This is a genomic window from Nocardia sp. TBRC8007 (assembly GCF_056629435.1).
This window is the reverse complement of sequence record NZ_JBWSOR010000001.1, coordinates 239,617-251,719: the sequence shown is the minus strand read 5'-3', so window position 1 is coordinate 251,719 and position 12,103 is coordinate 239,617. Positions and strand designations below refer to the sequence as shown.

The window sequence follows — 12,103 nt, the reverse complement described above, 5'->3', positions numbered from 1 at the left end:
CCGTTCCGGACCTAGCGTCTCAAGGGTGACCGAATCCATGGACGAACGAGACGGCGTCACCGTCATCATTCCGTGCCGTGATGAAGCCGAGGCGTTGCCGGATGTGCTCGCGGCGATTCCACACGGCTACCGGGCGCTGGTCGTGGACAACGGGTCCACCGACGCTACCGCCGCCGTCGCGCGGGCGGGCGGAGCATGCGTGGTCGCTGAGCAGTGCCCCGGATACGGCGCCGCAGTACAGGCAGGGATCGCCGCGGCACGGACCGAATTGGTCGCGGTGCTCGACGGCGACGGATCGATGGACCCCGCTGAACTGCCTGTTCTGGTGCACGAGATACGCGTAGGTGCGGATCTCGCAGTCGGGCGGCGCCGTCCGGTGCGGGGGGGCAGCTGGCCCTGGCACGCTCGGCTCGGCAATCGGATGATCGCCACTCGACTACGTCGCAGGTACGGCGTACCGGTGCACGACATCGCCGCGATGCGGGTCGCCCGCCGGACGGCGCTGCTCTCGCTGGGACCGCTGCACGCCCGCTTCGGCTACCCGCTGGAACTGCTGATGGGGGCAGCCGCCGCAGGCTGGCGGGTAGTCGAGAAGGACATCACCTACCGGCCACGGACAGGCGGGATATCGAAGGTGTCCGGCTCATGGCGCGGATCGGTGCGCGCCACCCGAGACTTCTGGACGGTGCTGAAATGACCTGGCCAGCACCCCAGCCCGCCACCTTGCTGATCGTGGCGAAAGCGCCCGTTGCCGGATTCGCCAAAACCCGGCTTACTCCGCCGCTCACCCCGCACGAAGCAGCCGAGGTGGCCGCGGCATCCCTGCTCGACACTCTCGATGCCGTCCTGCACTGTGCCGTCGTTCACCGCGTTGTCGCCATGACCGGCGACCTCGCCGCCGCTGAGCGACGCAGCGAATTGAGCGAACTACTGGCCGGTGTCGAGGTGCTGTCGCAACGCGGGCGCACCTTCGGCGAGCGGTTGGCCAACGCGCACGCCGATGCCGCTCGGGCGGGGCTACCGGTCTTGCAGATCGGCATGGATACTCCACAACTCACCACCGAGCTGCTGAACCATGCGACCAGGATTTTGCTCGACACCGGCGACGCCGTTCTCGGCCCGGCCACCGACGGCGGCTGGTGGGCGCTCGGCCTGCCCACACCACAACCCGCGCGCGCGCTCACGGATGTACCGATGTCGACTTCCCGCACCGGACTGCTGACCCGAAACGAGATACAGCGATGCGGTATGCGTGTTCGCTTACTGCCGACTCACTCCGATGTCGATCATTTCGAAGACGCCCTGCGGGTCGCAACAGCCACCGAGGGCCGATTCGCCGATGTCGTGCAGCGGCTACATCATCGCACCACGGCATGGTGAACGAGATCTTCGATCGGGCGCTGGCAGGCGAGGACTGCTGGGTCCGCACCATCGACGGGTCCATACGCCCTCTGCCGACACAGCAATGGCTGGGCGCGGGCGAAGACGCCGATCACCTCGCCGACACCGCCTTGACCTGCTGCTGCGACGGCCCCACCATCGACCTCGGCTGCGGACCCGGTCGCCTGGTCGCCGCGCTACTGCGCCGCGGCGTCGTCGCACTCGGGGTGGATATCTCACCGATGGCGGTAGCGGTCACCCGATTTCGCGGGGCACCCGCGCTGCACCGCGATCTGTTCGGGCCACTGCCCGGAGCCGGGCGTTGGACCTATGCTCTGCTGGCCGACGGCAATGTCGGCATCGGCGGCGATCCGCTACGGCTGCTCGACCGGACGCGCGATCTGCTCACTGCGGACGGAGTCGTCGTAGTCGAGTTCGACCGTCCCGGCACCGGCATCGCTCGGCGACAGCTCCGCTTGGAAACGAAAAATTCCGCGGGGCCTTGGTTTCCGTGGGCATATGTGGGCATCGAATACGCGGAGCCACTGGCCCGCGCGACCGGGTTCCGGCTGCGCGCGACCGCTGAGGTGGCCGGGCGACACATCGCCTGGCTGAAAAGGCACCCTGATGAGCACGAGAATGCGAGTACACCATGAGTGCGCGCGGACCCGAAGTAGCAAGCCGGGTTGGCATCGCGCTCGGCATCGCGATCATGGTGTGCTTCGGCACCGGGCTGCTGAGCCATGGGATTCAACATCCACCGACGTGGTTCTGGTGGCCCACCCGGCCCTTCTGGCTCTACCGACTCACCCAGGGCACACACGTGATCGCGGGGGTTGTCGCCATTCCCCTGCTGCTGGTGAAATTGTGGGCGGTCTATCCGAGATTGTTCCAGCGGCCGATATTCGGTTCGCCGCTTCGTATCGCCGAGCGCGGATCGATCGCACTGCTGGTGGGCTCGGTCATCTTCCAGTTGTCGACCGGACTGGCCAATATCGCACAGTACTACCCGTGGAAGTTCTTCTTCCCCACCGCGCATTACGCGATGGCCTATGTGGCCGCAGGGGCACTCGCGGTGCATCTGGCGGTGAAGTTGCCAGTGGTGCGGGAAGCATTGAGCCGACCGGTCGAATCTAATTCGAAGCAAGCATCTCTCGATGGCTTTTCCCCGCAACACTCGATACCGATCGACACCGATCATGGCGCACCTCGGATCGCTCGCCGCACTGTACTGAACACAGCATGGGTGTCCGCGGCGGTGGCCGGGCTGGCAATAGCCGGGCAAACCGTGCCATTGTTGCGGTGGGTGGCAGTCCTCGCGCCGCGTAGCGGGCAAGGACCGCAAGGAGTTCCGGTCAATCGCTCGGCTGCCGCCGCCGGTGTCTCCGAACGGGCACGCGATCCCGGCTATCGGCTGCGAGTGCGCGCCGGGAAACGGCAACGTGAGTTCACCCGGACCGAACTGGTAGCGCTGCCACAGACCGCGGCGCGGCTACCGATCGCGTGTGTCGAAGGTTGGTCGGTGTCCGCGCAGTGGTCGGGTGTCCGACTGCGCGATGTCCTCGCCCTCGTCGGCTACACCGGCGGCGACGTTCGGTTCGATTCGCTGGAGACCGGCGGGATCTATCGCAGCTCGGTACTGCCACAACGACATGTCCTTGCCGCGGACACGCTCATCGCGATGACAGTGAACGGGGAACCCCTCGACCTGGACCACGGCTATCCCTGCCGTCTCATCGCACCGAATCGCCCCGGTGTGCTGCAGACAAAATGGCTTTCCCGAATCGAGGTGCTGCCTTGATCACAGCCATCCGGGCAGCGCTGCTGCTGGCCGGCCTCGGGCTCAGCGGATATGGCCTCACGCTACTGCTCGAACTCGCCGGCACGGACCTGTTCTCGGTCGTACTGTGGTGCGGCGGGGGGATCCTGTTGCACGACGCGGTTTTCGCGCCATTGTCGGCGACAGCGGGGATCGGCGCGCGACGCATCCTGCCCACAGGCTGGTGGGGCCCCGCCGCCTGCGGCGCCGTGTGCACCGTCACGCTTGTGCTGCTCGCCGCGCCAGTGGTGGGAAGACGACATGCGCTGCCGGACAACCCCACTGTGCTGGATCGTAACTATCCGACCGGCCTGGCCATCACGCTGTTCGTGGTGTGGACGCTGGTCGTGCTGATCGGACTCGACCGGACCACGCGAGGAAGCCGGACCCGACAGTTGCCGGACAAGGAAACCTGAACCCCAAGAGTTCTCGGCAGGCTCGGTAACTCCTGTGGGATCCTCCCGGCCCCGAAAGGCATCTTGATCACGGGCGTGCCCGGCTGTGGAAAAAGTTTGACCGCCAAGTGCATGTCCAGCCTGTGGGGACTGCCATTGTTGCGGCTGGATGTCGGACGGGTCTTCTCGGGCCTGGTCGGGTCGAGCGAGCAGAACATGCGGGAGGCATTGCGCCTGGCGGAAGCCGTATCGCCATCGATCCTGTGGATCGATGAGATCGAGAAGGGTTTCGGCTCGTCAGCGTCCGGGGGCGACTCCGGCACCGGTCAACGTGTATTCGGCACCTTCTTGACCTGGATGCAGGAGAAGACGAACCCGGTATTCGTGGTGGCCACAGCCAACCGCATCGAAAGCCTGCCCTCGGAGTTCCTCCGCAAGGGGCGGTTCGACGAAATATTCTTCGTCGATCTGCCTACCGAGGCCGAGCGGGTCACCATCTGGGAGCTGCACATCCAGAAGCGCATCCGCGAGCACTGCGCCGGTCCCGTCGTACAGCCCACGGACGAGGTCACCACCTCGCTGGCCGCGGCGAGCGAAGGGTTCTCCGGCGTCGAGATCGAGCAGATGGTCATCTCCGCGTGCTTCGACGCTTTCGCCGAACGCCGCAATGTGCTTATCGGCGACTTGCAGCGCGCACTCGCCAATACCGTTCCGCTGTCGATCACCCAAGCCGAACAGATCGCGCACATCCGGGAGTGGGCAGCCACCCGCGCGGTGGCGGCCACCGGCGCCGAGGACCGCGCCGCCTACACCAAGAGCGCGCCACAAGGTTCTTCTGAGATCGGCAACTGGCGAGGCGGCAGGACCTTCGAGTTCTGAGCATCCCGGAGAGGAACACCGCGTGAGCGTGGAACTTCTATTGATCCCACTCGGCATCGCCGCCGCGGCGGCATGGCGAGAAAGCCGCAACACGGACCTGTGCCGGAAATGCAAAACGACCCGGATCACCGACCACGCGCTGCTGATCGAAGCACTGCACGTACTGGGAGCTCGGAACATCGTCCACACCGAAGACACCGTTACCGCCGTCACCCAGCTGGGTGCGGCGACCTTTCAGCGAGTAGGCGAGGTCTTCCTCGGCCGGATCAATAACGACGAACAAGCCACCGATACGATGCTCGCCGACCTCGAGCACGCCGTCGGCCGGGTCCTGCAGGCCCGCAACGTGGCCGTGGTCCGGCAGCATGCCCGAGAGCTCGGTTTGCGGCTGGTCACCGAACACGCCACCGACGGCACTGTCCAGCTCGTCTTCGAAGAGCAACGATGAACCGCCGCATTGTCGTGACCGTCTCCGCGGACGGCACCATCAGCGCTCAATCGACCGGCCGTCCCGGACCTTCGTGTCTCGACGACGTCGCACTCATTCAGCAGCTGTGCCGTCAGGCCAAGGTCGTCGACTCCCGCCTGACCCAGGAGTATCACGCGTCCCAGACCGTCACCGACGCCGCCTTCGTCCAGCAGGAAGACCTCGCATGACAACTCCGGAAGAACGCCTCTGCTCACGGAGATGGCGAGTAAGCAACAGTGCTTGGACCCTGTGGAGCCTGCTGCCGTTGTTCGGCATACTCAACTTCGTCGGATTTCTGATCATCGGACTGCGAGTCCGTAACAAGACCTGGCTACTGGCAACAGCAGGATGGCTGGTGTACAGCATCGCCCTGGTGATCGCTCTGAGCACGGTCGACACGGGCACCAAAGCCGAGCCGAGCGACTCCACCGCCAGCTCCCTGCTCTCGGCGGTCTGTGTGTTCACATGGATCGGCGGAATCATCCACACCTTCGCCACGAACCGCGCCTATCTGAAATGGCGGGCCTACAATCCCAGACGCCCGTGGCACGCCGTCGAGTCAACGGCGCAGGCGGGTGCGAACCCGACGACGGTCACTGCAAGCGGCGAGCTCCCACCCGCCGTCGACGCGGCCATGCGCGGGTACCCCGCCGCACCGAACCACTCCCAGCGCCCCTGGCCCGGACCGCCCGCCACCACGGCGGCTCCGTCGTGGACCGGCAGCCCCGGCCCCTCCGCCGATCCCTCCGCTCCGGCCACCCCTACGCTGTTTCCCGACCAGGCCACCACGCCTGTGCCGACAGCGGGACCAGTGGACCTCAACAGCGCCGAACCCCACCAGCTGCAACACGAGCTCGGCCTGGACGCTGCCGCAGCCCAGGCGATCGTCACCGCCAGGCATCGGCTCGGCCGCTACTCCGCACCCGACCAGATCATGACGGAAGCGGGGATACCCCCACACGTCTACCTGGCGATCCAAGATCGCATCACCACATCGACCACCACGACAACGGCGCCCCCGCCGGCCGCCGGCCGCAGGCTCGAGTTCTGATGCTGCGGATCGCCCACGTCCTGCACGGCACCACAGCCGAAGGCCCAGGGCTGCGGACCGCTGTCTGGGTGCAGGGCTGCGCTATCCGCTGCCCTGGATGCGTCAATCCCCACCTGTTCACCACCCGCGGCGGGCGCCACTTCGCTCCGGAGACGATCGTTGCCGACGCGATCACCGCAGGCTGCGAAGGGATCACTCTGCTCGGCGGCGAACCCTTCGACCGGCCCGCGCCCGGCGCCGATCTAGCCGAAGCAGCGCACGCCGCCGGCCTCGGCGTCCTCGTCTTCACCGGCTACTTGCGGGAAGACCTCGCCGCACGCGGCCGTGACGAACGCCGTTTCCTCCAGCACATCGACTGCCTCGTCGACGGCCCCTACCTAACCGATCAACCAGAACAGCACCGAGCGCTCGTCGGTTCGACCAACCAGCGATTCCTGCATCTCACCGACCGCTACCGCCACTATGATCCCCGTACCAACCGAAACCAGCTCGATGTCCGGGTCCGGTCCGATGGCACCGTGGAACTCGCGGGCTTCCTCGGCAAAACCCAACTCGATATGCTCGGACCCGCCCTCGGCAGCAGACAGCGGCAGAGCGGGTGACGGCCCTCTGACGCGACCCGATCCAAATGGCGCGCTGTGGATGAGAAGTCGGCTTCGCGCAGCGCATTCCATAGAGCAGCGCATTCCATAGAAGAATGCCTGAATTCTGTGACGCCGCAAGGCTGGAGTAGCTACCCGAGCCGATACTCGTCGACCGATGTGGTCAAGCCGATGCCATTGAGATCCAGGTACAGCAAACGCTCGGTGACCGACAAAGTCACAGTGTTGCGCCGCTCGAGTGCAGTACCCGCGGCAGCGATGAACTCGCGGTCGAAGCTGTAGAGGGGAATCGTATCGGCTCGGTGGATCCGCTTGCCCGCGAGCTGCGCCAGTACCTTGGTCGGCTCACGATGAGTGTAGACGACGACGCGGTCGGCCGATTTACTGCCGCGATGCACCCGCTCCGCATCGGGTGCGCCGACTTCGATCCAGGCGGTGCGGTGTCCGGTGAGATCGCGCACCAGCACTGCGGGCTCGTCGGTGGACGAAACACCGCCATCGCTGAAGACGATGCCTTCCTCGTACTCGAGGCAGTAGGCCAGCAACCGCGTCAGCATGAACTCGGCCGTTTCAGAAGGATGCCGCGCTACGCGTAACTCCAGCTCCTGATAGACGCCACGATCGACGTCGGCCAAGTGGACGGCGAAGGTGTACACGGTTGCACTGAGAGCCACAGGAGCAGGAGCTTAACCGACAGTGGTCGCCACGCCTACCACGCGGTGGTCCGGTCGCTTCGGCATGCGGTTATCCGGTCACCGGGTGCACCTGTAACCCGCAGGTGGCGATGGTGACCGGCAGGGAGCGAGTGTCGGTCGAATCGGGTGGGGTGACAAGAATCCTCGAAGACTGCGCGCAGGTTCGGCCGTTGCTGTCGTAGACAACTGCCTCCAGCAGGGCATGAGCCGCACGGCCCGGCTGGAGCAGGACAGTCGGCGCCGTGTCCTGACCGGCGGGCAGGCCACCGAGGTAGCCGGTCGGCGTGCGGTCGGCGTGGACGACCGGGCCATTGCCGACAGCGTCCACACCGGGATAGCCGGTCACCGTGCACGGCTGCGCGCCTGCGGCGAGGCTGAAGTTCAGCCGGACCCCACGATGCCCCATAGCCGCTTCGCTTTCGCCGATCGCCGTATCCACCTGGCCGGATCCGCAGGCCGCTCGGTCCACAGCAGTGGTCACCACGACCGACTGCGATATCGGTGCGGAGGTGGCGCCCGCCGGGCTGGAGCCAGTCGGCGCGGCGGACGCCGTCGAAGAGCTTGTCACCGGTATGGTGGCCGGCGAGTCGTTCGCCGCACACCCGGACAGCAGCACCAGCACCGCACATCCGGATATCAGCACTGTTCTTGTTGTTCGAGTGGTCATCTCCACCCTTCCTCCCGCACCACGGGATCAGGGCCGCGAGATCTCCGGCTGCGAGATCTCCAACGTCTCCCAGAGTAGCCCCGCACACGGGATTCCTGTCGGATGCGCGTGCTGGCCGAGGCCGGTCCACGCCCAGCACGAAGACGGACTGCCCGAAGATCGCACAGTCCGGGAGCGGGAGCCACTACACATCGGATTCTGGAGCTGACAGACCGAAATGCGCTATCGGCAACTACCGAAATCCGTAATACTGCTGCACCAGTCGCTCGTATACGCGCGCGGGCACCAGTCGGCGAGTCCAGAAGGACAATCGCACGTCCTTGCCGCAGAGATAACTCGGCCGGGGCCGGTCGGCCGCAAGGATCATGGCGACCTTTTCGGCGACCGCCGTAGCGGGCTGTCCCGCCGCCAAGTAGCCGCGCACCAAGTCCAGCACAGATGCGCGGTCGCTGTCGTACGCGGCGATCGGGGCGCTCACGTGCTCGGCCGCTTCGATGATCGGGGTAACGGTCCATCCCGGGATGAGCACTGACACCTGCGCACCGAAACCGGCCGCCTCCATCCGTGCTGCTTCACCGATCCGCTCGACTGCCGCCTTCGTCGCCGAGTACCAACCGCCGTACGGCTCGGCGATCGCACCAGCTCCCGAGCTCACCACGATCGCCCTACCCGCCCCTTGTTTACGGAACAGCGGCATTACGGCGCGCAGCGCCCGCTGCGTGCCGAGCACATTGGTGTCGAACAGCGCCGCGGCCTCCTCCGGGGTGGTCTCCTCGACCGACCCGACTACACCGTAGGCCGCGAAAGTGACCACCGCGTCGATCCGGCCGTGCCTGGTATGTGCCTCGCGCACCCAGCGGTCCACCGCCGCCGTATCGCGCACGTCCACTTCATCGAGGCCAGGTGCCGCTACCACGTCGCAGCCCTCGACCGTATACCCCAGGTTCTCGAGATGATGAATAGTAGCCGCGCCCATACCATTCGCGGCTCCTGTGATGAGTACGACGGTCATGTTGTGTCCTTTCTTCCATGAGCGGGACCCTGCGTGGTGACACCACGCTGCCGCCTCCGGGCCTGACCGCTCATGTTGTGCACACTCGCAGTACGCGTGGAAGAACTTCCAACCGCGCCGATTCCACTACTGTTATCTCCCCGTCCAGCTCCAACGGGGTCGGACGATCCGGCCGCAGCTCCACCGTTGTGTCCCGATAGCACACCGCCAGCCCCGAGCGTCGGAACCGACCTGCGTACAATCCGGCGATCAGGCCGAGCACCCGTAGCCGACCGGCCGCGGACCAGATATTCACATCGAACTGACCATCGGCGCGGGTGACCGCGGTGTCGTAGTGCATGCCACCGGCGAAGTGCACGCTTTTGAGCACGCCGACGTTGGTGATCGGTGCGGTGTGGACCCAGTCGCCACCACGCACCGTGACCGGCAGCGGCCGGTGGGTGGCGATAGTCGCCAACGCTGTGGCGAGGATAGCGGCGTCGACGCTACGTGCCTTGAGCCAGCTGAGTAAGCCGGTGGCGTGGTTGAACGAGTGATTGCCCGCCGCGACCAACCCCATGCTGGCATTGAGCAAGAAATAGCGGACGACGTGCGTACCGTCCGATAGCAGCATGCTGGCCTTGCCCACATCGGCGAGTTCGGCGCACGCGGCATCCAGCCGCACCGGGACGGTACCCACATGCGAGGTTTCGGACATCGGCTTGTGGAAATCGTTGGAGCTGCCGAGACCCACGGCGCCGAGCGCCGAGCCCGCGGCCCGCGGGCGATCGGTTTCCGGATCCATAAGCGCGTTCAGCACCAAGTTCACCATGCCGTCGCCACCAGCGGCCACGAGCACTGCGGGCGGATCCGGGCGGGTGACGGCCGTGCGCACGACCTCGGCGGCGGCTTGCTCGTCTGCGGGCAATTCGACAGTCAAGTCTGGATACCGCTCGCGCAGTATGGTTTCCACCGGTTTCCAGCGCTGCAGCGCGGTGCCCGCATTCGACTGCGGGTTCAAGACGACAAGCATGGATCCTCCTCGATACCGAGCCACCGACGCAATGCGCGATAGTCGCCGGTGGTGACCAATCCGGTCCTGGTCATCGCGACAGGCACCTCGGCGATCCTGGCACCGAGCAGGAAGACTGGAATCCCCAACTGCGTTGCCGGTCCGTCGTTGCCGGGGTCGTTACCGACCATCACGCAATCGCCTGCCGCCACACCGAGCCGGTCGAGTAGTTCGCGATAGAAGTCGAGCCGCGGCTTGGCACGATGCATGTTCTCGCCACTGGTGAGGTAGGCGAACGAGCCGAGATCGTGCCCGCCCCAGCCGAGCCTGGTCACCACGGTGCTGCGTGGCCACAGCGGATTAGTCGCGACCACCTGGCAGGCACCGGCCTGCGCCAAATGCCGCACCATCGTCACAGCCTCCGGTTGCGGCGTGAAACACGCGCGCAACCGGATGAATTCGACCTCCGCCAGCCGGTCCAAGCGGGCTGAGACCATGTCATAGCTGCTGCCGACTCGCTCGGCGAGCAAGCTCAGCATCAGCTCTCTATTGGTGTGGTCGGTGTCATTGGCGCGCACGTCACGCAGTGTGCGGCGTAGCATCGGCAAGAAACGGTGTGGCGGCATGAGATCGCGGAACACCCAGGCCGCCGCGGCAGGCATCAATGTCGTGAAGGTACGTCGCCGCAGACCGATCAGGGTGCCGTCCAGATCCCACAGCACGGTGGGGGGTGCGCTCATTCCTGACTGTCCAGGACAGCTTGCAGATCCGCCCTGGTCAGCCCGAGCCGAGCCGCGTATTCATCGATGCCCGGCGGCGTGGGACGGGTGCCGCCGAGTCCGGTGCGCGTCCGGAACTGCCCGGCGTAAGACGCACCGAGGTCGTAGACTGTCTTGGCGAGCGCGGCGGGGAACAACCACTTACCGAGGTCGCGCTGGAACACCCTGGTCAGCCGATACGGCGCGATCACTCGAGCGCCGAGAGCACCGAAAGCACCCGGATCGCGCAGTGAACTCATCCGGGCCGCCTCCTCCGTGGGAGCCAGCAACAACCCCGACCATAATCTGCCGAAGCTGTCCAGCTTCTCCTTCGGGTCGGCGGTCATATTGAACTCGGTGTATGCCTTCTCGATGCGGGAGGTGTGCGTGGAGCGGCTACGCAGCAGCGTGTGCACATCCGCGACCTTGCGCACGGTGTCGGCGCGGGTGAACCGGTCTACGCGCGGTGCGATCCGGTCCAGCAGCGCGGCGAACTGCGAGTTGGGCACCAGCCGGTGTGCCAGCGAAAGGGCGTGGTACATCAGACCTTCGGTACCCGCCGTGGCGATCTCGGCGGCGAGCAGCTCGTAATCGAGATCCGCGCCCGCATAGCGGGCCAGGTTCCAGATGTCCCCGAGTTCGCGGACCCCGGTCTTGTAGTAGGGCAAGTGGATACCCAGGTGGTGCAGGTTGTCCTCGGATGCCATCGCCCATGCAGGAACGCCGTGGAAGTCGATGCGCCGCACTCGTTTCCAGATCGAGGCGTAGTCGATCGTGTAGGGGGTCAGCGGTGTGATCAGTCCCCAATGGGTGCCCACGACCAGCGCACCGTCGCGGGAGACGAACGACGGCAGGTGGTGCGAGCGCTCGGCCCGCACCTTGGGCGCCTTGCCGAGCAGCTCCGAGGTCGCGAACAGACCCAGCTCACGATAGATCGCGATAGCCGCGTCGACCTGCTCTGGTTCCAGCAGGATGTCCAAGTCGTTCATCCGCTTGTAGCCGGGGTCGTGGTAGATCTCGGTGGAGAAGAGCATGCCCTTGAGCACCACGCAGCGGATGCCCTCTTCGTCGAACCGCCGCAGCAGCGGCACCACCCCGGCCAGTCTGCGGTCGTTCGCGGTCGCGATCCGCTGCGTAACAGCGTCGAACCGGGCCTGCACCGCAGGAGGGACAAGCGAATATAGGTCGGCGGCAAGCAGGGAGCGGCGCACCAGCGGCACGGTCGCGTTCAACTGGGCCAGCTCGAAGAAGGCTGCCCAATCGGTGACCCGGTGGGCCAGCTCGGCCAGTTCGCCGCGTTCCTGCTCAGTCGGCGCCGCCAACGCGGCATGCACCAGCAGCCGCTCGGCGGCCGTTCCACCCGCGGCGAGCACAGTATCGGTCAT

General features: G+C 66.0%; 17 protein-coding genes. 11 read left to right on the top strand and 6 right to left on the bottom strand.

Annotation, left to right across the window (positions count from 1 at the left end; all coding sequences use genetic code 11):
• Nucleotides 1–37: 37 nt before the first annotated feature.
• From ACX4ZE_RS01095 to ACX4ZE_RS01050, 10 genes are all read left to right on the top strand, one after another.
• Nucleotides 38–697: a glycosyltransferase family 2 protein gene (locus ACX4ZE_RS01095; RefSeq protein WP_480271635.1), complete on the top strand. Its 660-nt coding sequence runs from the start codon at nt 38–40 to the stop codon at nt 695–697.
• Nucleotides 694–1,380 carry a TIGR04282 family arsenosugar biosynthesis glycosyltransferase gene (locus ACX4ZE_RS01090; protein WP_480271343.1) on the top strand — a complete coding sequence of 229 codons (687 nt, stop codon included), beginning with the start codon at nt 694–696 and terminating at the stop codon, nt 1,378–1,380. The genes ACX4ZE_RS01095 and ACX4ZE_RS01090 overlap by 4 nt, the downstream gene beginning before the upstream one ends.
• Nucleotides 1,374–2,036: a class I SAM-dependent methyltransferase gene (locus tag ACX4ZE_RS01085; RefSeq protein WP_480271342.1), complete on the top strand. Its 663-nt coding sequence runs from the start codon at nt 1,374–1,376 to the stop codon at nt 2,034–2,036. Before ACX4ZE_RS01090 ends, ACX4ZE_RS01085 begins: the two co-directional genes overlap by 7 nt.
• On the top strand, nt 2,033–3,181 hold the full coding sequence (locus ACX4ZE_RS01080; protein ID WP_480271341.1) for a molybdopterin-dependent oxidoreductase: 1,149 nt from the start codon (nt 2,033–2,035) through the stop codon (nt 3,179–3,181). Before ACX4ZE_RS01085 ends, ACX4ZE_RS01080 begins: the two co-directional genes overlap by 4 nt.
• Nucleotides 3,178–3,615, top strand: coding sequence for a hypothetical protein (locus tag ACX4ZE_RS01075; protein ID WP_480271340.1), 438 nt, complete (start codon nt 3,178–3,180; stop codon nt 3,613–3,615). The genes ACX4ZE_RS01080 and ACX4ZE_RS01075 overlap by 4 nt, the downstream gene beginning before the upstream one ends.
• 63 nt (nt 3,616–3,678) lie before the next feature.
• Nucleotides 3,679–4,473: an AAA family ATPase gene (locus ACX4ZE_RS01070; protein ID WP_480271339.1), complete on the top strand. Its 795-nt coding sequence runs from the start codon at nt 3,679–3,681 to the stop codon at nt 4,471–4,473.
• A gap of 22 nt (nt 4,474–4,495) precedes the next feature.
• A complete protein-coding gene (locus ACX4ZE_RS01065) occupies nt 4,496–4,921 on the top strand; it encodes a hypothetical protein (protein ID WP_480271338.1) in 426 nt (141 codons plus the stop codon).
• Nucleotides 4,918–5,130, top strand: a complete 213-nt coding sequence (locus ACX4ZE_RS01060; RefSeq protein ID WP_480271337.1) for a DUF2997 domain-containing protein — start codon at nt 4,918–4,920, stop codon at nt 5,128–5,130. Before ACX4ZE_RS01065 ends, ACX4ZE_RS01060 begins: the two co-directional genes overlap by 4 nt.
• Complete coding sequence (locus tag ACX4ZE_RS01055) at nt 5,127–5,993, top strand: helix-hairpin-helix domain-containing protein (RefSeq protein ID WP_480271336.1); 867 nt, start codon at nt 5,127–5,129, stop codon at nt 5,991–5,993. Before ACX4ZE_RS01060 ends, ACX4ZE_RS01055 begins: the two co-directional genes overlap by 4 nt.
• A complete protein-coding gene (locus ACX4ZE_RS01050) occupies nt 5,993–6,595 on the top strand; it encodes a 4Fe-4S single cluster domain-containing protein (RefSeq protein WP_480271335.1) in 603 nt (200 codons plus the stop codon). Before ACX4ZE_RS01055 ends, ACX4ZE_RS01050 begins: the two co-directional genes overlap by 1 nt.
• 131 nt (nt 6,596–6,726) lie before the next feature.
• Here ACX4ZE_RS01050 and ACX4ZE_RS01045 read toward each other — a convergent pair whose 3' ends face one another.
• Both ACX4ZE_RS01045 and ACX4ZE_RS01040 read right to left on the bottom strand, forming a co-directional pair.
• Nucleotides 6,727–7,269, bottom strand: a complete 543-nt coding sequence (locus ACX4ZE_RS01045) for a YaeQ family protein (RefSeq protein WP_480271334.1) — start codon at nt 7,267–7,269, stop codon at nt 6,727–6,729.
• A 70-nt stretch (nt 7,270–7,339) separates the two neighbouring features.
• The gene (locus tag ACX4ZE_RS01040; RefSeq protein ID WP_480271333.1) at nt 7,340–7,771 is read right to left on the bottom strand and encodes a DUF4232 domain-containing protein; all 432 of its coding nucleotides are present in this window, start codon (nt 7,769–7,771) and stop codon (nt 7,340–7,342) included.
• Here ACX4ZE_RS01040 and ACX4ZE_RS01035 point away from each other — a divergent pair.
• A complete protein-coding gene (locus ACX4ZE_RS01035) occupies nt 7,764–8,165 on the top strand; it encodes a hypothetical protein (RefSeq protein ID WP_480271332.1) in 402 nt (133 codons plus the stop codon). The two genes, ACX4ZE_RS01040 and ACX4ZE_RS01035, sit on opposite strands and share 8 nt — an antisense overlap.
• Nucleotides 8,166–8,189: 24 nt before the next feature.
• Here the strand turns inward: ACX4ZE_RS01035 and ACX4ZE_RS01030 are convergent, their stop codons facing one another.
• From ACX4ZE_RS01030 to ACX4ZE_RS01015, 4 genes are all read right to left on the bottom strand, one after another.
• Nucleotides 8,190–8,969 carry an SDR family NAD(P)-dependent oxidoreductase gene (locus tag ACX4ZE_RS01030; protein ID WP_480271331.1) on the bottom strand — a complete coding sequence of 260 codons (780 nt, stop codon included), beginning with the start codon at nt 8,967–8,969 and terminating at the stop codon, nt 8,190–8,192.
• A 70-nt stretch (nt 8,970–9,039) separates the two neighbouring features.
• Nucleotides 9,040–9,981, bottom strand: a complete 942-nt coding sequence (locus tag ACX4ZE_RS01025; protein ID WP_480271330.1) for a diacylglycerol/lipid kinase family protein — start codon at nt 9,979–9,981, stop codon at nt 9,040–9,042.
• A complete protein-coding gene (locus ACX4ZE_RS01020) occupies nt 9,966–10,700 on the bottom strand; it encodes an HAD family hydrolase (RefSeq protein ID WP_480271329.1) in 735 nt (244 codons plus the stop codon). Before ACX4ZE_RS01020 ends, ACX4ZE_RS01025 begins: the two co-directional genes overlap by 16 nt.
• Nucleotides 10,697–12,103, bottom strand: coding sequence for a nucleotidyltransferase domain-containing protein (locus ACX4ZE_RS01015; RefSeq protein WP_480271328.1), 1,407 nt, complete (start codon nt 12,101–12,103; stop codon nt 10,697–10,699). The genes ACX4ZE_RS01020 and ACX4ZE_RS01015 overlap by 4 nt, the downstream gene beginning before the upstream one ends.

What these genes read in the sequence shown, in the direction of transcription:
- ACX4ZE_RS01095 (WP_480271635.1), top strand. Translation starts at nt 38, where the DNA reads ATGGACGAACGAGACGGCGTCACCGTCATCATTCCGTGCCGTGATGAA.
- ACX4ZE_RS01085 (WP_480271342.1), top strand. Translation starts at nt 1,374, where the DNA reads ATGGTGAACGAGATCTTCGATCGGGCGCTGGCAGGCGAGGACTGCTGG.
- ACX4ZE_RS01050 (WP_480271335.1), top strand. Translation starts at nt 5,993, where the DNA reads ATGCTGCGGATCGCCCACGTCCTGCACGGCACCACAGCCGAAGGCCCA.
- ACX4ZE_RS01030 (WP_480271331.1), bottom strand. Translation starts at nt 8,969, where the DNA reads ATGACCGTCGTACTCATCACAGGAGCCGCGAATGGTATGGGCGCGGCT.
- ACX4ZE_RS01020 (WP_480271329.1), bottom strand. Translation starts at nt 10,700, where the DNA reads ATGAGCGCACCCCCCACCGTGCTGTGGGATCTGGACGGCACCCTGATC.
- ACX4ZE_RS01055 (WP_480271336.1), top strand. Translation starts at nt 5,127, where the DNA reads ATGACAACTCCGGAAGAACGCCTCTGCTCACGGAGATGGCGAGTAAGC.
- ACX4ZE_RS01060 (WP_480271337.1), top strand. Translation starts at nt 4,918, where the DNA reads ATGAACCGCCGCATTGTCGTGACCGTCTCCGCGGACGGCACCATCAGC.
- ACX4ZE_RS01025 (WP_480271330.1), bottom strand. Translation starts at nt 9,981, where the DNA reads ATGCTTGTCGTCTTGAACCCGCAGTCGAATGCGGGCACCGCGCTGCAG.
- ACX4ZE_RS01080 (WP_480271341.1), top strand. Translation starts at nt 2,033, where the DNA reads ATGAGTGCGCGCGGACCCGAAGTAGCAAGCCGGGTTGGCATCGCGCTC.
- ACX4ZE_RS01015 (WP_480271328.1), bottom strand. Translation starts at nt 12,103, where the DNA reads ATGACCGATACTGTGCTCGCCGCGGGTGGAACGGCCGCCGAGCGGCTG.
- ACX4ZE_RS01090 (WP_480271343.1), top strand. Translation starts at nt 694, where the DNA reads ATGACCTGGCCAGCACCCCAGCCCGCCACCTTGCTGATCGTGGCGAAA.